This window comes from Methylobacterium sp. W2, from assembly GCF_020662345.1.
Classification (GTDB): Bacteria; Pseudomonadota; Alphaproteobacteria; order Rhizobiales; family Beijerinckiaceae; genus Methylobacterium.
In genome coordinates this window covers 66,314-86,893 of the sequence record NZ_VMOA01000018.1, presented here as the reverse complement: position 1 = coordinate 86,893, position 20,580 = coordinate 66,314, and the positions used below count along the sequence as shown (strand labels likewise).

Sequence of the window (20,580 nt, the reverse complement as noted above, 5' to 3'; positions counted from 1 at the left end):
ATCCGATCCGACCTGTAGAATAGTTCTCAGCGTTGAGACACGAATTCGGGCCGCAAGGGGGGCCCTACGCACTGGATGTCAGCAAGCCGCGAGAACGCGGCACTCGGCACGATGGTTCGTAGGTCTGCGCGGCGAATGCCTGAAATCCTTGGGAAGGACTAGACAATGACGAAGAACTGGCTGGCCACCGGCGCGCTCGCGCTGACCATGGGCATGAGCGCCACGGCTTCCTACGCCCAGACGACCACGATCCCCGGCGAGCAGGTCGGCCTCGCCACCGGCGCGCCGCTGCCCGAGGGCATCTACGCCCTGAACACGTTCGTTTACCAGTCGCGTGACAACTCGGCTCTCGATGTCGGGATCAACATCCCCGTCCTGGTCTGGTCGACCCCGCTGGTTCCGCTCGGCGGCCGCATCGAGCTCCTCGTAGCTCCCCCGACCGTGTTCACCTTCGGCAAGAGCGGCCCGTCCGGCCTGCGTGACACATCGATCAACGTCGGTACCTTCGTCGGCGGTATCTGGGCCTTCGACCTCGGCAACAACTTCGGCGTCAGCTTGCTCGGCGGTGTCTACTTGAATGAGCTGAACGGTGACCGTGGTGTCCTGCGCACCAACGCCGGCGCCCTCGCCAACACTGCCGTGCTGCCCCAGCTCTCGTCGAACACCTACCGCTTCGGCGTTGCCGCCAGCTACACCGGCGATGGTTACAATCTGACCGCCAACCTCACCGCCAACATCTACGATTCGCCGTCCTCCTTCGGTGGCGGCCGTGACTTCGGTACGATCTACTCCCTCTCCGACTCCCTCAACCTCGACCTGACCGCGACCAAGAAGTTCGGCAAGTTCGAGATCGGCGCCATCGCGTACGGCACCCTCAACTTCGACATCAGCGCCAAGGCCGGCAACATCATCAACGCAGCGGAAGGCGACCGTGGCCGGTTCCTGATGGGTGGCCTCGTCGGCTACGACTTCGGCTTCGCCACCGCGCAGGTCTACGTCGCCCGCACCGTCGCGACCACCAGCTTCGACAGCACCGAGATCTCCGGCCGCCTGATCGTTCCGCTGTACTCGCCGACCCCGGTCGCCGCTGTCGCTGCTCCGATCATCCGCAAGTACTGATCTCGAACTCAGTGGCGAGGGTTGACCTCGCCGCCGCCCAGATCACGAAAGCCCGTCCGACCGTCTGGTCGGGCGGGCTTTTGCTTTTGAGGAGACGCCCGCTTCCCGTCGTCATGTGGAAGCACGACTTTCCGCAGCGTTCCCGAAACTTTCCTCGCCCGGGCTCCGTAACGAGCGATGACCCCCGCGAAGGGGGATAGCTCAAGAGGAACGCTCCATGACCAACGCCCGTCGCCCCGTGGCCTCCACGTTCGCCGCCGTCGCCCTCGCCTTCACCGTCGGCGCCGCGTTCCCGATGGCCGCCCTTGCCAAGAACCCGACCGTCGGCGGCGCTCCGATGTACGCCTCGAAGAACATCGTCGAGAACGCCGTCAATTCGAAGGATCACACCACCCTTGTCGCCGCCGTGAAGGCCGCCGGCCTCGTCGACACCCTCGCCGGCCCCGGCCCGTTCACCGTCTTCGCGCCCACCAACGCCGCCTTCGCCAAGCTGCCGGCCGGCACCGTCGAGACCCTGGTGAAGCCCGAGAACAAGGCGACGCTCACGTCGATCCTGACCTATCACGTCGTCCCCGGCACCCTGACCGCCAAGGATCTCATGAAGATCGCCAAGGACGGCGGCGGCGAGGGCCAGATCAAGACCGTGCAGGGCACCCCGCTCGTGGTCCAGACCAAGGGCAAGGCCGTGTACCTCACCGACACCAAGGGCAACACCGCCAAGGTGACCATCGCCAACGTGATGCAGTCGAACGGCGTGATCCACGTCATCAACGGCGTTCTGCAGCCGTAAGACGTCTTTCTGGACCCGAAACTCTCACCCCGGCTCCCTTGGAGCCGGGGTTTTTTGTTGGGCTTCCGAAGACCCCCGCGGTCGCGGATGGACGATCGCCCTTCCGCTGCTCCACCGGGAGCCTTCTCCCTGATCAGTCCGCGCGGCTGAGTTTGCGCGCGCTGGCGAAGCGGTTGAGGAAGCGCGGCTCCTTTTCCGGCGCCACGCGGATGGCGAGGTGGATCGTGCCGGCCTCTTCGGCGCGGCGGTCGAGAACCTCGGCATTTTCGTAGAGCCAGTTGAGCGCCGCACCGTCCTCGGGGGCGAGGGTGACGGCGAAGGTGGAGCGCCGTTTGGCGATCCGTGCCTCGATCCGGCCCGACAGGGCCGCCAAGCCCTCACCCGTGAGAGCCGAGACCAGGATCGGCACGTCGCTGTCGCGGTCGTTGCGCCCCTGGGCGCTCAGGTTGAGGAGACGCGTCCGCTCCGAATCGTCGAGGAGGTCGGCCTTGTTCCAGACCTCGATGATTCGCTCGGCCGTGGTCTCGATCCCGAGTTCGCGCAGAACCTCGCCGACATCCTCCGCCTGCGCCTCCGAATCGACGTGGCTGACGTCGCGGACATGGAGCAGGATATCGGCCTCGATCACGTCCTCCAGGGTGGCACGGAAGGCGGCGATGAGGGCCGTGGGCAGTTCCGAGATGAAGCCCACCGTGTCCGAGAGGATCACCGTCTCGCCATGCGGCAGCTTCGTCGCGCGCGCGGTCGGGTCGAGGGTTGCGAACAGCATGTCCTTGGCCATCACCTCGGCCTTGGTGAGGGCGTTGAACAGCGTCGACTTGCCGGCATTGGTGTAGCCGACGAGGGCCACGATCGGATACGGCACCCGCGCCCGGCTTTCCCGGTGCAGGCCGCGCGTCCGGGTGACGCTGTCGAGCTCCCGCTCGATCTTCGTCATCCGCTCCTGGATCATCCGGCGATCGGCCTCGATCTGGGTCTCGCCGGGGCCGCCGAGGAAGCCGAAGCCGCCGCGCTGGCGTTCGAGGTGGGTCCAGGACCGAACGAGGCGGCTCCTCTGATAGGCGAGATGGGCGTGCTCGACCTGCAGCGTGCCCTCGCGCGTCGAGGCACGGCGGCCGAAGATTTCGAGGATGAGGCCGGTGCGGTCGATGACCTTGCAGCCGAAGGCCTTCTCGAGGTTGCGCTGCTGCACGGGCGAGAGGGCGCAATCCATCACCACGAGGCCGATCTCCTCGGCCTTGATCCGCCCGGCGAGCTCCTCGACGCGGCCCTTGCCGAGATAGGTCGAGGGGCGGATGCGCGAGACCGGCGCGATGATCGCCTCGGTGACGTCCAGCTCGATGGCCACGGCGAGACCCGCCGCCTCGTCGATCCGCGCCTCGCTGGAGCGCGTCGGCTCCTGCGTCTGGCCGCCCAGCCTCGGAAGAGAGCCACGGGTGAGATACGGCCCTACGACGAGCGTATGGGTGGCGGCCGCAATGTCTCCCTCGGGGGCGGCCATCGCCTGCAGCCGTGCCTCGCCGGGAAGCATAGGTTCGCTCATGAAGTCCTCTTACCAATCGGGCCGAGTGTCTCCCACGAAACTCGCGCTGGGCGGTCGTGCTCCGAGTGAGAACCGACCGTGACCGGGAGTCGTGCGAAGCACTCTCAGTGTCGTCTCACAAAACCCCTGCTGCGCCCCCGTGTCCTGAGGAGAGGCGTTCAGTGATCGGCGCTTCGTGAATCATAATCATATGGGTGAGCCGAGGCCCGATTGACAGTGCCGGGAGGGGCGCCGGGACGTCGGCTCGTGGTCGATTGGACCTCACAGCTGGCGTGATCCAAGCCTGTGGGCAAATGTCGAGGCGATATCAAGTATAATGAACCGATTAATCGGATTGTAAGTGCTAACGCCATTTATTGCCCGGGCCTGAGGCAGGCCTGTCAATATTACCGAAGGTTAGCATATGAAAACTATTTCTGTCCTGGCGGCCGTAGCGTTTTCGCTCCTCGGCGCCGCAGCACAGGCTCAGCCTGCTCCGGATGCGAAGTCCGATACCAAGATCGCCATGCCGGCCGCGAACTGGCTGTTCGTCCAGGCCGCCGATTCCGTGACGTTCGAGGGCAACACTCTGACGCTCAAGGGCGTCGCGGCGCAGACCCTGATGTTCACCGACCGGCCCGAGCGCATGACCGGCGATGCGGCCACGGCGAAGTTCGTCGACTACTGGACGTCCGGAAAGAGCGACTTCCAGAAGGACCCGCCGAACGCGACGCTGTCGGTGGACGTCAATGGCGAGGCACAGCTCTCCGTCGTCGAACTCACCGATCCGAAGCTCAGCGGCGACACCCTTACCTACACCGTCAAGGTTCTCGGCGATAAGCCGCCCGTTTCCGGCAAGGCCGTGAGCCTGTTCATCGACTGGTGGTACGGACCCGGCTGGGGCCCGCGTCATTTCTGGCATCCCGGCCCGTGGGGTGCCTATGGCGGCGGCGCCTGCTGGCGCGGTCCGTATGGCGGCCTGCATTGTCGTCCGGCCTGGGGCTGGTAAGCCCGCCCTGCGCCTGAGCCCATCGTAAGTTGCGAGCCCGGTTCGACGAAGGTCGAGCCGGGCTTTTCCGTATCGCCGTGCGGGGAGGTCAGGCCTTCTCGGGCGCCGTCTCGTCCGGCTCGAACAATTGAACCGGGTGACCGGGCATGATTGTCGAGATGGCATGCTTGTAGACGAGCTGAGAATGCCCGTCCCGTCGCAGGAGGACGCAAAAGTTGTCGAACCAAGTCACGACGCCCTGAAGCTTGACGCCGTTGACGAGGAAGATCGTGAGCGGGATCTTGTTCTTGCGGACATGATTGAGAAACGTGTCCTGCAGGTTCTGAGCGCGTTCGCCCGCCATTTTTTATTAATCCTTCTTAGAAACCTGCCGCCCGCCGTGACTGGCGGGTTCTTGTTGGTTCGCATGCGAAGCAGACCGGACGGACCGGGCACTCCCGACTATTACACGTTCAATGCCACTCACATGCAAGAGGAAGGTCGCCCGGCTCCTCAAGGACCGATGCCGAGGGACTTCAACTTGCGGTGCAGGGCGGAGCGTTCCATGCCGATGAACTCGGCGGTCCGCGATATGTTTCCGGAAAATCGTGCGATCTGCGCGATCAAGTACTCGCGCTCGAAGATTTCCCGCGCCTCGCGCAGGGCCAGACTCATCAGCTTCTCGCCCCCCGCGCCGTTCGGCGTCGTCGGAACCAGGGCGCCGATCTCGGTGGGCAGCATCTCCGAGGTCACCTCCTGCTCCGGGTCGGCATGGGTGAGGATCATCAGCCGCTCGACGTTGTTGCGCAACTGGCGGATGTTGCCCGGCCAGTCGTGCGATTGCAGCACCGCCATGGCGTCCTCGGCGATGCGCCGGCGGGCGAGGCCGGTGGCGGCCGAGATCTGCTCCATGAAGAAGTTGATGAGCTCGGGCACGTCCTCGCGCCGCTCGGACAGGGACGGCACCCGGATCGGCACCACCGAGAGGCGGTGGAACAGGTCCTCGCGGAAGCGGCCGGCGGCGATCTCCTCGGCGAGGTCGCGCGAGGAGGAGGAGATGATGCGCACGTCCACATGGACGCGGGTGGTGCCGCCGACGCGCTGGAAGTTCTGGTCCACCAGGACCCGCAGGATGCGGTTCTGGGTCTCGCGCGGCATGTCGGCGATCTCGTCGATATAGAGGGAGCCGCCATGGGCCTCCTCCAGGGCGCCGACCCGGCGGACGCGGCCCTCGCCGGCCTCGACACCGAACAGTTCCGCTTCCATGGTCTCGGGCGTGATCATCGCCGCGTTGATGACGACGAAGGGACCGCTGGCGCGGGACGACGAGCCGTGAAGGGTCCTGGCCGAGAGTTCCTTGCCGGAACCCGGCGCGCCGAGGATCATCACGCGCGCATTGGTGGGCGCGACCCGCTCCACCGTCTGGCGCAGCTGGTTGACCGCCACGGATCCGCCGACGAGGCGGCTCGCCTGGCCGGAACGCGCCTTGAGGTCGCGCACCTCGCGCTTGAGGCGGGAGGCTTCGAGGGCGCGCTCGGCCACCAGGACCAGACGATCGGCCTTGAACGGCTTCTCGATGAAGTCGTAGGCGCCCGCCTTGATGGCGGCCACCGCCGTCTCGATGTTGCCGTGGCCCGAGATCATCACCACCGGCAGGTCGGGATGTCCGAGCTTGATCTGGTCGAGCACCTGCAAGCCGTCGAGGCGCGAGCCCTGCAGCCAGATGTCGAGGAAGACGAGGTGGGGGCGGCGCGACTCGATCGCCGCCAACGCCTCGTCGGAGCCTCCGGCCGTCCGGGTCCGGTGGCCTTCGTCGTCGAGGATGCCGGCGACGAGGTCGCGGATGTCGGCCTCATCGTCGACGATCAGAATATCGGCGCTCATGACGTCATCTCCGCGATTGGGGGTGCCGTCGGTGCGGCAACCTTCTCAGCCTGCGCGGAGGGTTTCCCCTCCGGCGTCTTCTCCCGGGTGTCGAGCGGAACGCGCATCCGCACGCGTCCGCCCCTGCCCACGGGATTGTCCTTCAGTTCGATGCCGCCGCCATGCTCTTCGAGCACCTTGCTGACGATGGCGAGCCCGAGGCCGGTACCGCCCTCGCGGGTGGTCATATAGGGTTCCAGCAGCCGCTGGCGCCCCTCCACGGGAAAGCCCTTGCCGTTGTCGGTGATCTCGATCACCGCGAACCCCTCCTCGACGAGGAGATTGAGATCGACCCGGCCCTTGCCGAGTTCGGCTTCGGGCACGGCGGAGACGGCCTCCACCGCGTTCTTGAGGATGTTGGTGATCGCCTGCGACAGGAGCCGGATGTCGAAGGCGGCGTGCAGGCGATCCTCCCCGGCCTCGGTGAAGGCGAAATCCATGTCCGGATGCGCCACCCGCATCATGAACAGGTTCTGCTTGGCGATTTCGCTCAGATCGTTCCGGGCGATGGCGGGCTTGGGCATCCGCGCGAAGGACGAGAACTCGTCGACCATGCGCTTGATCTCGTCCACCTGGCGGATGATCGTCGCCGTGCACTGGTCGAACACGTCCTTGTCCGCGACGATGACCTTCCCGTATTTGCGCCGGATGCGCTCGGCCGAGAGCTGGATCGGGGTCAGCGGATTCTTGATCTCGTGGGCGATGCGGCGGGCGACATCCGCCCAGGCCGAGGTGCGCTGGGCCGTGACGAGGTCGGTGATGTCGTCCAGCGTCACAACGAAGCCCCGTGCGCCCCCTTGCGCCTGCTCGCTGGTGACGCGCACGGTGACCGTGCGCTCGCGCCCGTCGCGGGTCAGCTGGATCTGCTGCTGGAGCGCGCGCAGACGCCCCTCGCCGCCCTCGGGGAGGATGGCCTGGAGCTCGGGTACGGCCTGGATCAGCGGCTTGCCGATGATGGCATCCGCCTTGAGCCCGAGCGTGCGCTCGATGGAGGGGTTGGCGATGGTGACGAGGCCCGCCGCGTCGACGCCGATGACGCCGGGGGACACTCCGGCGAGGACTGCTTCGGTGAACCGGCGGCGCCGGTCGATGAGTTCGCTCGCGGCCGTCAGCCCGTCATGCTGGCGGCGCAGCTCCTGCGTCATCTTGTTGAAGCTCTCGCCGAGATGGGCGAGGTCGCCGTCGCTCTTCCGTGCCGGAACCTGGGCGTAGAAATTGCCCGAGGCGACCTGGTCGGCCGCGTTGATGAGCCGGCGGATCGGCGCCACGAACCGGTTGGCGAAGTTGAGGCCGAACCACACCGCCGAGAGCAGGGCGATGAGGGCGATCAGCACGAAGATCGAGGCGAAGCTGATCTGGATCGAGCGCTTGAGGGAATCGTAGGTGAGATACTCCGCCGCCGCCGCCCGCGAGACGCCGGGGAAGTCGACGGCGAGCTGGCTCACCTCGCGCTGCACCAGCAGCACGGCCCCGTCATAGGCCGGCATCTGCAGCAGGGCCGCGAAGATCCGGCCCTCGCTCGGCCGCAGGCAGATCGTCTCATTGGATTTGGCCGCTTCCTCGAAGGCCGCGGCGGAGGGCAGCCGGCGCTCCTTCAGGATGTCGATCTTGGCCCGGGCCACGACTTCGTTGGGCCCCCGCATGATCTCGGCGACGGGCAGGCCGAGGGCGGTCGCCCGTGCGGTCAGGAAGTTCTCGAACCATTGCCGGTTCACGTCGAAATTCGGCCGTGCGCGCGTGAGGTCGTCGGTGAGGATGCGGATCTCGCGGGCGAGCGACTGGCACTGGTTCTCCTGGTAGGCGTCGGCCACCTCGACGGATTTCAGCACCACGTCGCGGACACGGTCGGTGAAGCCCAGCGAGAGCCCGCGATCGATCGTCACCGCCGCCACGACGGCCAGCAGCACGGTGGGCAGGATCGCGATGAGGCTGAACAGGCCGACGATGCGGGTATGCAGGCGCGCCACCGCCGCATTGGCCCGGCGCGCATGCAGGAAGACCCGCGCCTCCCAGGCGATGATGACGAACAGGCTGAGGACCAGGAAGACGTTGATGCCGAGCAGGGTCAGGCCGATCGTCGGCGTCGGCGTCACCCGGATCACGCCGGCGAGGATCAGGAAGGTCGCGATGGCCGAGACCAGGGCCGTGGTGACCACGAGCGCACCGATCCAGCCGGGGCCGCGCGGCGCCGCCCGGATGGGATGCGGTTCGGCCTCGCCCTGCGGTGAGACGTCGTCTCCCGAGGCGGCCGAATGTCTGGAACGTCGAAGCCACGCCATGGCTGATGCGTCGCCACAACAGTGTGGCGAAATTAATACGAATCGGGCCGCGGGATCGGTAGAAACCACGCACGCGGCACGCCCCGCAACGGTGCCTCACGCCGTGAAACCGATGGCACCGCAGCATTCTGCGACCGTTTCTTGCTTGGACATCTCTCGGTCGACCGGCCGAGAAAATACATTATTCTTCACGCCTCCCCTCACACCGAGTTCGCAATGCCCGAGACGCCCGTCTATTCCTCCGCCGCCGTTGCCGCGCCTCACCATCTGGCCGCCACCGCCGGGCAGACCGTGCTGGCGCAAGAGGGCAACGCCATCGAGGCCATGGCGGCCATGGCGGCCACCATCGCCGTGGTCTATCCGCATATGAACGGCATCGGCGGCGACGGATTCTGGCTCGTGCGCGAGCCGGGCGGCCGGGTGCGCGGCATCGAGGCCTGCGGCCCGGCCGGGTCCCTCGCCACGGTCGCTCGCTATCGCAGCCAGGGCCATGAGACGATCCCCTCGCGCGGGCCGGATGCGGCGCTCACCGTGGCCGGCGCCATCGGCGGCTGGCGTCTCGCCCTCGACCTCGCCAGGGCGCTGGGCGGCCGGCTCCCCCTCGACACCCTCCTGGCCGACGCGATCCGCCATGCGCGCCAGGGCTGCGCCGTCTCCCCCTCCGAAGCCCGCTACGTGCCGAAGGAGATCGACACGCTCCACGACCAGCCGGGTTTCGCCGAGACCTTCCTCGACGGGGGCAAGCCCTTCGCCGCCGGCGCCACGCGGCGCCTGCCGGCTCTGGCCGACACCCTCGAACAGCTGGCCCATGCCGGGCTCGACGATTTCTACCGGGGCGATCTCGGCCGCGAGATCGCCGCCGATCTCGACCGCCTCGGTTCGCCGGTGACGCGGGCCGACCTCGAAGCCTATGCGCCGCGAGAGCGCGCGGCCCTGTCCCTGCGCCGGCGCGACGCGGTGCTCTACAACTTCCCGCCGCCCACTCAGGGCCTCGCCGCGCTCATCATCCTCGGCATCTTCGACCGGCTGAAGGTGTCGCGGCCGGAGAGCACGGCGCAGTATCACGGGCTGATCGAGGCGACGAAGCGCGCCTTCGCCATCCGCGACCGCACGGTCACCGATTACGACCGGCTGAGCGTCGATCCGGCGAGTTTCCTCACCCCGGAGCGCCTCGACCGCGAGGCGGCCCGGATCGACATGCGCCGCGCCGCCTCCGTGCCCCTCCGGGGGCCGGGCGACGGCGATACCGTCTGGATGGGCGCCATCGACAAGGACGGTCTGGCCGTCTCCTACATTCAGTCGATCTACTGGGAATACGGGTCGGGGATCGTCCTGCCGAAGACCGGCATCCACTGGCAGAACCGCGGCACCTCGTTCTCGCTGGAAAAGGGCGCGGTGAACCCCCTGGAGCCGGGGCGCCGGCCGTTCCACACCCTGATCCCCGGATTGGCCGCCTTCGACGACGGCCGCGTGATGTCCTACGGCAGCATGGGCGGCGACGGGCAACCGCAATTCCAGGCCCAGATTTTTTCGCGGTATGCCGATTACGGCATGAGCCCGGCCGAGGCCGTCGACGCGCCGCGCCTGCTCTACGGGCGCACATGGGGTGCCGAATCCCTGAGCGTGAAGGTGGAGGACCGGTTCGATCCGGCCTGCATCGCCGAGCTGCGCTCCATGGGCCACGAGATCGAGGAACTCGGCGGCGCCTACATCGATTCCCTGGGCCATGCCGGCATGTTGGTCCGCCATCCCGGCAACGGGCGGATCGAGGCGGTCCACGATCCGCGCTCGGATGGAGGCTCGGCCGGCCTGTGAGATCGGTCCCCGCCGGGGATCGCACGATCGAGACCCAGCGACCGGAAGGTTCATGATGGCGGATGGCGCGATCACCCAGCGCGAATACTGGAACGGCGAGGTCGGGGCGCGCTGGGCCCGCAACCAGCGCAGGATCGACGCGGTGTTCGCGCCCCTCACCGCTGCGTTGTTCGAGGCGGCGCGCCTTCGGGTCGATGGCTCGGCGCTGGATATCGGCTGCGGCGCCGGTGACTGCGCCATCATCGCCGCGCGCCGGCTCGGCCCAAGGGGGCGTGTGGTTGCGGCCGACCTCTCGGCCCCCCTGCTTGACGTGGCGCGCGAACGGGCCGGGATCGAGGCTCCCGCCCTGGCGCCGATCGCGTTCATCGAGGCGGACGCCCAGACCCACGATTTCGGCGATGCCGCCTTCGAGCAGGCGATCTCCCGCTTCGGGGTGATGTTCTTCGAGGATTCCGGCGCCGCCTTCGCCAATATCCGCAAGGCCCTGGTCCCCGGTGGCAGCCTGACGTTCCTGTGTTGGCGGCGGATCGAGGACAATCCCTGGATCACCGTGCCGAGGAACCTCGTCCTGCCCCTCGTGCCGGAACCCGAACCCGGCCCGGTCGACGCGCCGGGGCCGTTCCGCTTCGCCGAGGCGGAGACCCTCGGCGCGGTGCTGGCGCAAGCCGGCTTCCTCGACATCACCCTCGAGGCGATCGACCGGCCCCTCACCCTGGCGAGGTCCGGCGACGGCACCGCCCGAGATGCGGCGGAGGCCGCCGCGGATTTCGCCACCGAGCTCGGTCCGGTCTCCCGGCTCCTGCGCGATCAGCCCGCCTCGGTCCGTGCGGACGCCCTCACGCGGGTGAGCGACGACTTCGCCAAACGAGCCGTCTCCGGCGCCGTGACCCTGGATGCCGGCTGCTGGCTGGTTTCCGCGCGGCGCTGACGGCGGGTCCACGCGGTCTGGTATACACTTTGCGTCTCCGTGCCTGCAGCATGGAGTGCATAATGGATACGAATCTTTCCCGGCAGCGCTGGATCCAGCTCGGCCTCGGCCTTGTCGCCATGATGGCGATCTCGAGCCCGCAATACGTCTGGACGCTGTTCACCAAGCCGCTGATCGCGACGACGGGCTCGAGCCTGCCGCAGCTGCAATGGACCTTCACGATCCTGATCGTGCTGCAGACCTTCTTCTCGCCGGTCCAGGGCTACCTGATCGACCGGTTCAGCCCCAAGCTGATGATCGCGCTGGGCGCCATCCTCTCGGGCCTCGGCTGGGTGCTCGCCGCCCGCGTCGACACGCTCTGGGGCGTCTATGCCACCTATGGCCTGTTCTGCGGTCTCGGCACCGGCATCGTCTATGTCGGCATCGTCGGCCTGATGGTGAAGTGGTTTCCCGATCGCCGGGGCTTTGCCGTGGGCGTGGTCGCCGCCGGCTACGGCATGGGCGCGATGCTCAGTACCTTCCCGATCAGCGACATGCTCACCGCCTCGGGCTACCGGCACACGCTGACGGTGTTCGGCATCATCCTCGGTGCCGTCGGCGCACTGGCCGCCCTCGGCCTCAGGGCGCCCCGCGCCGACGAGGTCCTGCCGGCCCCGGCCCGCAACCTCTCGACCTGCGTCCACGACACGGCCCCGAAGGAGATGCTGAAGACGCCGCTGTTCTGGCTGATGTTCGCGATGATGACGATGATGTCCACCGGCGGCCTGATGGTGGTGGCGAACTTCGCCTCCTTCGCCCGCGACTTCGGTGTGGCCGACGCGATCATCTTCGGCTTCGTGGCGCTTCCCTTCGCGCTGACCTTCGACCGGATCACCAACGGCCTCACCCGGCCGTTCTTCGGCTGGGTCTCGGACAAGATCGGCCGCGAGAACACGATGGGCATCGCGTTTGCCGCCGAGGCGGCGGCCATCGCCCTGCTCCTCGTCTTCCGCGAGAATCCGTATGCCTTCGCCCTGCTCTCCGGCGTCGTGTTCTTCGCCTGGGGCGAGATTTTCTCGCTGTTCCCCTCGATCCTTACCGACACGTTCGGCACCAAGCACGCCACCACCAATTACGGTTTCCTCTACATGGCGCAGGGCATCGGCTCGCTCTTCGGCGGCCCGATCGCGGCCTGGATCTACCTCGTCCAGGGCTCCTGGCTCCCGGTCTTCGCGATCATCATCACCCTCGACGTGCTGACCGCGATCCTCGCCTACTTCGTCCTCAAGCCCATGCGCCGGACTTGGCTCGGCCTCGGCGACGAGCGCGCCATGACGGCCAAGCCCGCCATGGCCTGACCCTCCCGGTCGGGTCGAACTTTTACGCGCGGACGGGGAAACCCGTCCGCGTTTTGCTGCGAGGTAGCGTTCGCGAGGGAGGCTCGATGCCGGGCGGTATTCGTGTGCTGGGTTTCCCTTTGATCGAACCAGGCCGTAGCAGTCGGTTGACCCGCCGCCCGGTACGGACATTCAATTTGAAATGAAGCGGCGTCATCGAAGGGTTGCTGCAAGTTGTCGTGCTAGCGTTCTTGCCATGCCGATCACGTCTCAGCTTAGAATTGCTTCAGATTTGAAGAGCTCTAAGTGTGTGATTTACAACACGTTTTAGACTTGCTTCTTAATCCCTCAGCGGCAATGAGCCTTGTACTGCGCCGTTGGAGGCGCCTTGCAGCGTGCGCCATGTCATACCGGTTATCCTTCCTCCTCCTCGCTACGACAGCCCTCGTCGGAACTGCGACAGCGCAGGAAGCCAGCGTGCAACTCGATCAGCTTTCGGTCGAAGGCACGGCCCCCGCCCCTGCGGGAGGGGGTAGCAACCTCAATGGCGGAGATGGCGGCACGGCGGCGACCAGCGGAGGTGGGGGTGGCCCTTCCGGGATCACCGGCTACACGGCGCGGATCGCCACGGCGGCCACGAAGACCAACACCCCCCTGATCGAGACACCGCAATCGGTCTCGGTGGTGACACGCGAGCAGCTCAACGATCGCAACGTCCAGAGCTTCGCCGACACGGTCGCCTACGTCCCCGGCGCCTCGACCGCCCGATCGGGCTTCGATCCGCGCTTCGACCAGATCTTCATCCGCGGCTTCGATGTGCTGACCAACCAGGGCATCTACCGCGACGGGCTCCGCGTGATCGGCAGCGGCTTCGCCTACCCGAAGACCGAGCCCTACGGCCTGGAGGCGGTCACCATCCTCCGCGGTCCGGCCTCCGGCCTCTACGGCCTCGGCTCGCCCGGTGGCATCCTCGACGCGACGAGCAAGCGTCCCGTCTTCGTACCCTTCGGCGAGGTGCAGTTCCAGGCCGGCAGCTTCGACCGCTACCAGGGTGCCTTCGACGTCGGCGGCCCGCTGGAGGGGTCCGGTGGCACCATGGCCTATCGCCTCACCGGCTTGCGGCGGGAGGCCGGGACCTTCGTCGGACTCGGCACGAACGACGACCAGCTCAACATCGCCCCGGCCTTCACCTGGAAGCCGTCGGCCGACACGACGTTCACGTTTCTCAGTGAATTCCAGGTCACCAACACCCCGGCGACGACGTTTTACTATAACGACCCGGGCTTCCGAGCGACCAACTACTACATGGGCGATCCGCGCTTTGCCGGCCTCGATCAGACGCAGTACCGCGTCGGCTACGCCTTCGAGCACAAGTTCACGCCGGACCTGATCTTCCGTCAGAACTTCCGCCATTACGGCCTGTTCCAGAGCGCGAAGTACGTCGACATCTCGTCGATCAACGCGGAGCGCACGGTCGGGACGCGCGACAACGGATACCTCCGCGGTGGTCTCGTGCAGCAGACGCTGGACAACCAGTTGGAGACGCACTTCGTCACCGGTCCCGTCGCACACACCGCGGTGGCGGGCGTCGACTACGCGCGCTACAGCCTGACCAGCCGCTTCGGAGGCTATTTCGGCGACAACGTCGCGGTCCCGGACCTGAACCTCGTCACGCGAAACTACGGTCAGCAGTTCATCGCGACGCCGCTGCTGGGGCCCGCCTCGCGCCAGACCCAGGATCAGATCGGTGTCTACCTGCAGGATCAGGCCAAGTTCGGCAACTTCATCCTGACCGTGAACGGACGCCACGATTCGGTCTTCCAGGACAATTACGCGACGCCCGACAGCGCGGTGTCACGCCAGGACAACACCGCCTTCACCGGCCGCGTCGGCCTCGGCTACGTCCTCGCGCCCGGCCTCGTCCCCTATGCGAGCTACGCCACCACCTTCACGCCGCAGGTGGGCTTGGATGCTGGCGGCAACGCGTTCAAGCCCGCGACAGGCGATCAGATCGAGGCGGGGGTGAAGTACCTGATCCCCGGCACCAACATCCAGGCGGCATTCGCCGGCTTCGACATCGTCCAGTCGAGCATCCTGCGGACCGACCCGAACAACATCGCGTTCCAGTCCGCCACCGGCGCCGTGCGCTCCACCGGCTTCGAGGCCGAGGCGACGGCGAACCTCGCGCCGGGCACGAATCTGACGATCGCCTACACGCATGTCGACCTTCGCTTCGTGAACCAGACCGCCGGCACCGTCGATCCGCTCGAAGGGAACCGCGTCTCGGGCATCCCCGGCGACACCTACGCCTCGTTCCTGACCTATGCCTTCCCGCCGTCCTCGCCGCTTCGCGGCCTTCAGATCGGTGGCGGTATCCGCTACATCGGTACGAGCTACGCGGACGACCAGAACACGGCCCGCAACCCCACCGTGACGCTGTTCGACGCGCTGGTCGCCTACGACTTCGCCGCGATCGATCCGCGGTACAAGGGCTTCCGTGCACAGCTCAACGGCTACAACCTCTTCGATCGGAACTACCAGACGTGTTCGTTCGGCTTCTGCAATCGAAACCAGCCGGCAACCGTGATCGGCAGCCTGATCTACCGGTGGTAGCCGAAAAGCGGCCGACGGCGGCAGCTGTCACGGGCCGGGTCCGATGAGGCCGCTCGTCTCGCGGCGAGCCTTCGCGGGCGTCTCGATGGCAGCCGGGCTGATGCTGTGCGAGCGCTCCGTCGCCGCTTCGGACGAACCGGCTCGGCTCGCGGGCGCGGTCAGCTTCGATCTCGGTGGTGGCGGAGAACGGGCGCCGTGGCGGATCACGCTCTACGTCCCGCCCGGCGAGGCGCCGGTCGCCGGCTGGCCCGTCTTGTACCTCCTCGACGGCAACGCGGTGACGGCCACGGCGATCGATATCGAGCGCGTGCAGGCACGGTACCCGGATGCCACCGGGATCGCTTCCCGGTTCGTGGTCGTCGGGATCGGCTACCCCGGGGATGAGGCCTATGACGGCCTGCGTCGCTCCTGGGATTACACGCCGCCGCCGGGCCGGTCCTACCCGCCGTACACGCCCGGCGGACCAACGCTTCGGACCGGCGGCGCCGACGAGTTCCTCCACTTCGTCACGAGGGAACTCCGGCCCGCGATCGAGCGGCGCTGCCCGGTCGACACCACACGGCAGGCTCTCTTCGGACATTCCTTCGGCGGCCTGTTCGTCCTCTACGCGCTCGCCGGCATGCCGACGGCGTTCTCACACTGGATCGCAGCGAGCCCGTCCATCTACTGGGAGGATCTCGTCCTGCTGAAGAGCATCGACCGGCTTGAGAACGGACCGCCCGTTCGCGCTCGCGTGCTTCTTCTGGCGGGGGCCTACGAAGGGGAACTGGCACCGTTCCAGCGCGATGCGCCGGACCGCGACGCGCGCCTCGGCCGATTGTCATCGGCACGAATGGTCGAGCTTGCCCGCGCGATGGCGGAGCGGCTCGATCAGATCCCGGGATTGGCGAGCCAGTTCCGGTTGATCCCCGAACGGACGCACATGACCGTCCTGCCCGATGCCGTGAACGATGCCGTTCGCTTCTTCATGCAGACATCTCGATAGGCGCGGTTCGCCCGGGGCGAGATCGTCTCGCTGTTCCCCTCGATCCTCACCGACACGTCGGCACCAAGTACGCCATCACCCATTACGGCTTCCTCCCCATGGCGCAGGGCATCGGCTCGCTCTTCGGCGGACCGATCGCGGCCAGTCTCTCATCGACCCTGAGCAGGCCCCGGGACGATCCGCGTTCAGGCCGCTAAGCGGGACGGAGAGCACCGACCGAGCTGGGTGGAGACCTCGCCGAGTGCCGTAGAAGTTATTCGGCCGCGACGCGAAGGTGCCCCTGTGAGCTCGCCGGCGCTTCACGTTCGGCACGCCAGCCGGATTGTACCGGAGCGATTGCGACTTGGTTTCTGCCGCCGTGTTTGGCGCGATAGAGTGCCGTGTCGGCTGCCTTGACGAGGTCGGCGCTGTTGCTCGACGTGCTCGGCAGAGAGGACACGCCCAGCGATGCGGAGACCTTCGCACCATGGAGCCCGGACAGAGCCTCTATTCGTTCCCGGATGTGTTCTGCCTTGAGCGCTGCATCCTCGAGGCTGCAATCGGGGAGAAACACGATCATTTCCTCGCCACCGTAGCGACAGGCGACATCGGTCTCCCGGAGCGCTCCGACGATCGCTGCCGCCGCTTCCCTCAAAACCGCGTCACCTGTCGCATGGCCGTGCTCGTCATTGAGGCGCTTGAAATGGTCGAGGTCGATCATGATCACCGAGACCTTCCGCCCCTCGCGCTCGGCGATGCGGACATAACGGTCGAGACTGTCCTCCATGTAGCGTCGGTTGTAGAGGCCCGTCAGCGGATCGCGGAGCGCCTGGTTGCGCAGCTTCTCGCGCAGCGCGATGTTGGACAGGGCGAGCGACATCGCATCCCCGAGCGCCGAACTCAGCGGCAGGATGTCAGCGAGGCGTTCCTCCGCGCCCGAACCCTGCGCAAAGATCTGAAGAAGGCCGAGATTCTCGCCCCGCGCGACCATCGGGATTTCGAGGGCGGCGAGACCCGAGGCATGATGCTCACAGCAGAGGGCTCTGGAGCCGCTGCGGTTGAAGTGCGGCTTGCCGCGCTTCATGGCCCAGCACTGGTTGATCGCGATCACCTCCGGCGGGCGCGATCCATTATCGCATGCCCAAGAGGTCGAGAGGACGAGGCGGTCCCGTGAATTGTTGAAGACATAGAGCGCGCCGCTGAACCCGCCGATCAGTTCGCCGGCGGTGGCTCGGAGGACCGCGTTCGCGTCGTGATGATCGGCAGCGCTCTGGAGCATGTCCGTCATCTCGAACAGATGGCCGATCTGTGTTCTGGACGCGTCCATTTCCGTGATGGCCGTCGCCCGGGCCTGAGCATCGCGCGCACTGGATCGGAATGCGAAGATCATCACTCCGGCAATCAGAATCTGCGAGAGCAACACGATGCTTTTGCCGATTTCGATGCGCGTCTCATGATCGGCGAAGTGCGAGTTCCAGTCCGCCAGGAAGGCATCGAACGCGCGACGCATCGTGCCGATCAGAGCTGCACTCCTGCGTTCCCTGAGCAGGGCCTGAGCCGCCTCCAGCTTTCCGGCGCGGACGAGTTCGAGCGCATCCGTCCAGATGGCTTCGAGCGACTTGATGTTGGCGTCGGCAGAAGCGCTGGTCCCGTCGGGCATCCTGAGGAAGGGATCGAGGCGAGCGAGATACGTATCGCGACGACTATGGAGCGCTTCGAAGGCGCGGCTGTACTCGTTGTATTCGCTGTCCCGGTCGCCGAGGGCTCTGTTGAGGACGTAGGCTTCCGCGTCCATGAGAGCTTCCTGGGCGATGCGCATCTGCCGCCCGCCCTCGCGCAGGTCGATGAGAGCCTGCTGGTGCCGGTTGGTGTAGAAGAAGCCCGAGAGCACGATCGTGATCATGACCACGACGAGACCGACCTGAGCGGCAAGGCGATGCCGGACGTTGCCGCGCCGGGTGCTTGCCGTCGCAACACCCGCTTCGCGCTCACTCAGTGCCATTGCCGGTCCTAGGATATCGGAACCGACACGGATCGGCACGCAGGAGACAGAAAGGCACCAACCTTCTGTCTCCGCGTGAAAGAAGATGGCTAAGAAATTGGTTTCTCGGCAGCTGCGTTTCGGGGGACGGTCCGGGGTTTGCTCTCGCTCAGCCATGGCGCAGCGTCCCCTTCGCGGCGAAAGGGTCGTGTCCGGGGGGCGACCCATTCCGAATGCGCTCCTCGAGACCCGCCCCTCCCCTTACCGCACAGAATCATCCGCAAGCGGCCTCGGCGGTCCGCCTTCCGGCGTCACCCAGTCCTGCGCGTTCCTGAGGCGGATGCCGCTGGCGTGCAAAGTGGAGCGCCAGATCGGCGCGAGCGGCGTGAGGCGCGGCAGGGTGCGGAGTTCGACGCCCTGCGCCACCATCGCGCCGGGCAGGTCCCGGATCGTGTCGTGCCCGGCGGGGACGACCGGGCTTTTCGAAACCCAGGTGCCGGGCTCTCCCGTGGGTTCGAAGGTCTCGGGCGGCATCCGGTAGCGGTGGATCGCGGCGGTCGCGATCCGCTCCGCCCAGGCCTCCTCCACATAGGCCACGGCGCGGCCGGTGACGTCGCCGAACCACGTGCGCCGGTCCTCCGGCGAGGTCCGTTCGGTGGGCCAGATCACGATCCGGGGGCAGTCGCGCGGAAACAGGTAGAGCAGGCTGTGCGCGTCATCGATCGCCCAGACCAGGGGGCCGTTCAGCCAGGCCCCCGCCGGTCCGCGATCCACGCCGACGCGGACGGGGCGCGGCGTGAACACCCGGATGGCCGGGTCCTCGCTGAAATGGAACAGGTCCCCCGCTGCGCCGGAGGCGTCGCGCGGGCTCACCGCGCGTTGCGGAAGACCTGGAGGTCGAGGTCCCGCACCTTCTTGCGCAGGGTGTTGCGGTTGACGCCGAGCAGTTCCGCCGCCCGGATCTGGTTGCCGCGGGTGGCAGCCAGAGCCGCGCCGATGAGCGGGCCTTCGATCTCGCGTAAGATGCGGTGGTAGAGGCCGGGCGGGGGCAGCGTGTCGCGATAGCCGCTGAAATACTCGGCGAGATGCCGTTCCACCGCCGCCGACAGGGTCTCGTTCTCCGCCGCGCCGGCCTTGCGCGCACCGGACCCGTTGCCCTGCGGCTGCGCCAGGGGCAGCGTATCGAGCTCGGCCTCGATCACCGGGCCGGTGATCGTCTCCTGCGGGTAGAGGGCCGCCAGGCGACGGACGAGGTTTTCCAGTTCGCGGACGTTGCCGGGCCAGCGGTAGCGCTTGAGCCGGTCCATCGCCTCGCCGTCGAGCTGCTTGCGGCTCAGCCCCTCCTTCTCCACCAGGATGAAGAAGTGGCGGATCAGGTCGGGCACGTCCTCCGAGCGCTCGCGGAGCGCGGGCAGGCGCAGCGGCACGACGTTGAGCCGGAAGAACAGGTCCTCGCGAAAGATGCCCTGCTGGATCGAGACGCGCAGGTCCTTGTTGGTGGCCGCGATGATGCGGACATTGGTCTTGATCGGCACCCGGCCGCCCACCGTGGTGTACTCGCCCTGCTGCAGCACGCGCAGGAGACGGGTCTGGGCCTCCATCGGCATGTCGCCGATCTCGTCGAGGAAGAGCGTGCCGCCCTCGGCCTGCTCGAACCGGCCGGCCGAGCGCGAGAGCGCGCCGGTGAAGGCGCCCTTCTCATGGCCGAACAGCTCGGATTCGATGAGGTCGCGCGGGATCGCCGCCATGTTCACCGGCACGAAGGGGCCGGAGCGGCGACGGCCGTAATCGTGCAGCGCGCGCGCCACCAGCTCCTTGCCGGTGCCCGACTCGCCGGTGATCATCACCGTGAGGTCGGTGGGCATGAGGCGGGCCAGCGCCCGGTAGATCTCCTGCATGGCCGGCGAACGGCCGACGAGCGGGATATCCTCGTTGCCGGGATCGGCGCCGGGGGCGGGCGTCCCGCGCGGCCGCGACAGCGCGCGGCCGACGATGGCGATCAGCTCCTTCAGGTCGAAGGGCTTGGGCAGGTATTCGTAGGCGCCGCGCTCGGAGGCGCGGATCGCGGTCATGAACGTGTTCTGCGCGCTCATGACGATGATCGGCAGTTCCGGCCGGACGCGCTTGATGCGCGGCAGCAGGTCGAACACGTTCTCGTCCGGCATCATCACGTCGGTAATGACGAGGTCGCCCTCCCCTTGCGCGACCCAGCGCCAGAGGGTGGCGCAGTTGCCGGTGGAGCGGACCTCGTAGCCGGCCCGCGACAGGGCCTGGTTGAGGACGGTGCGGATGGCGGCGTCGTCGTCCGCGACGATGATGTGGCCGTTGGGCATGACGCGACT

At 67.1% G+C, this 20,580-nt stretch carries 15 protein-coding genes and 1 pseudogene; 9 read left to right on the top strand and 7 right to left on the bottom strand.

Annotation, left to right across the window (positions count from 1 at the left end; genetic code table 11):
- The first annotated feature begins 165 nt into the window (after positions 1–165).
- On the top strand, positions 166–1,119 hold the full coding sequence (locus FPV16_RS12420) for a transporter (protein ID WP_227438486.1): 954 nt from the start codon (positions 166–168) through the stop codon (positions 1,117–1,119).
- 217 nt (positions 1,120–1,336) lie between these two features.
- On the top strand, positions 1,337–1,909 hold the full coding sequence (locus FPV16_RS12415; RefSeq protein ID WP_227438485.1) for a fasciclin domain-containing protein: 573 nt from the start codon (positions 1,337–1,339) through the stop codon (positions 1,907–1,909).
- Positions 1,910–2,042: 133 nt separating this feature from the next.
- On the opposite strand, the gene hflX is transcribed toward FPV16_RS12415, so the two are convergent.
- The gene (hflX, locus tag FPV16_RS12410; RefSeq protein ID WP_227438484.1) at positions 2,043–3,452 is read right to left on the bottom strand and encodes a GTPase HflX; all 1,410 of its coding nucleotides are present in this window, start codon (positions 3,450–3,452) and stop codon (positions 2,043–2,045) included.
- 403 nt (positions 3,453–3,855) lie between these two features.
- Between hflX and FPV16_RS12405 the strand changes: the two genes are divergently transcribed.
- The gene (locus FPV16_RS12405; protein WP_227438483.1) at positions 3,856–4,440 is read left to right on the top strand and encodes a hypothetical protein; all 585 of its coding nucleotides are present in this window, start codon (positions 3,856–3,858) and stop codon (positions 4,438–4,440) included.
- Positions 4,441–4,528: 88 nt separating this feature from the next.
- On the opposite strand, the gene hfq is transcribed toward FPV16_RS12405, so the two are convergent.
- From hfq to FPV16_RS12390, 3 genes are all read right to left on the bottom strand, one after another.
- A complete protein-coding gene (gene hfq, locus FPV16_RS12400; RefSeq protein WP_003600267.1) occupies positions 4,529–4,783 on the bottom strand; it encodes an RNA chaperone Hfq in 255 nt (84 codons plus the stop codon).
- 149 nt (positions 4,784–4,932) lie between these two features.
- On the bottom strand, positions 4,933–6,303 hold the full coding sequence (locus tag FPV16_RS12395; protein WP_227438482.1) for a sigma-54-dependent transcriptional regulator: 1,371 nt from the start codon (positions 6,301–6,303) through the stop codon (positions 4,933–4,935).
- Positions 6,300–8,621 carry a sensor histidine kinase NtrY-like gene (locus tag FPV16_RS12390; protein ID WP_227438481.1) on the bottom strand — a complete coding sequence of 774 codons (2,322 nt, stop codon included), beginning with the start codon at positions 8,619–8,621 and terminating at the stop codon, positions 6,300–6,302. The genes FPV16_RS12395 and FPV16_RS12390 overlap by 4 nt, the downstream gene beginning before the upstream one ends.
- Positions 8,622–8,837: 216 nt before the next feature.
- Here FPV16_RS12390 and FPV16_RS12385 point away from each other — a divergent pair, with 216 nt between their 5' ends.
- The 6 genes and pseudogenes from FPV16_RS12385 to FPV16_RS12360 all read left to right on the top strand — a co-directional run.
- Positions 8,838–10,436 (top strand): gamma-glutamyltransferase family protein, encoded by a 1,599-nt coding sequence (locus FPV16_RS12385; RefSeq protein WP_227438480.1) that lies wholly within the window; start codon positions 8,838–8,840, stop codon positions 10,434–10,436.
- Between the two features lie 52 nt (positions 10,437–10,488).
- Entirely contained in the window at positions 10,489–11,364 is an 876-nt protein-coding gene (locus FPV16_RS12380) for a class I SAM-dependent methyltransferase (protein ID WP_227438479.1), read from the top strand.
- A gap of 62 nt (positions 11,365–11,426) precedes the next feature.
- Complete coding sequence (gene oxlT / locus FPV16_RS12375) at positions 11,427–12,701, top strand: oxalate/formate MFS antiporter (protein ID WP_227438478.1); 1,275 nt, start codon at positions 11,427–11,429, stop codon at positions 12,699–12,701.
- 381 nt (positions 12,702–13,082) lie between these two features.
- On the top strand, positions 13,083–15,293 hold the full coding sequence (locus FPV16_RS12370) for a TonB-dependent siderophore receptor (RefSeq protein ID WP_227438477.1): 2,211 nt from the start codon (positions 13,083–13,085) through the stop codon (positions 15,291–15,293).
- 43 nt (positions 15,294–15,336) lie between these two features.
- Complete coding sequence (locus FPV16_RS12365; protein ID WP_319802239.1) at positions 15,337–16,278, top strand: alpha/beta hydrolase; 942 nt, start codon at positions 15,337–15,339, stop codon at positions 16,276–16,278.
- 6 nt (positions 16,279–16,284) lie between these two features.
- A pseudogene (locus FPV16_RS12360) lies at positions 16,285–16,421 on the top strand (oxalate/formate MFS antiporter); the annotation flags it as partial.
- A 110-nt stretch (positions 16,422–16,531) separates the two neighbouring features.
- Here the strand turns inward: FPV16_RS12360 and FPV16_RS12355 are convergent.
- The 3 genes from FPV16_RS12355 to ntrC form a co-directional block, all read right to left on the bottom strand.
- Positions 16,532–18,415, bottom strand: coding sequence for a diguanylate cyclase (locus FPV16_RS12355; protein WP_227438476.1), 1,884 nt, complete (start codon positions 18,413–18,415; stop codon positions 16,532–16,534).
- 84 nt (positions 18,416–18,499) lie between these two features.
- The gene (locus FPV16_RS12350) at positions 18,500–19,111 is read right to left on the bottom strand and encodes a DUF6886 family protein (protein WP_227438475.1); all 612 of its coding nucleotides are present in this window, start codon (positions 19,109–19,111) and stop codon (positions 18,500–18,502) included.
- Positions 19,108–20,571 (bottom strand): nitrogen regulation protein NR(I), encoded by a 1,464-nt coding sequence (gene ntrC, locus FPV16_RS12345; protein WP_227438474.1) that lies wholly within the window; start codon positions 20,569–20,571, stop codon positions 19,108–19,110. The genes FPV16_RS12350 and ntrC overlap by 4 nt, the downstream gene beginning before the upstream one ends.
- Positions 20,572–20,580: the final 9 nt, after the last annotated feature.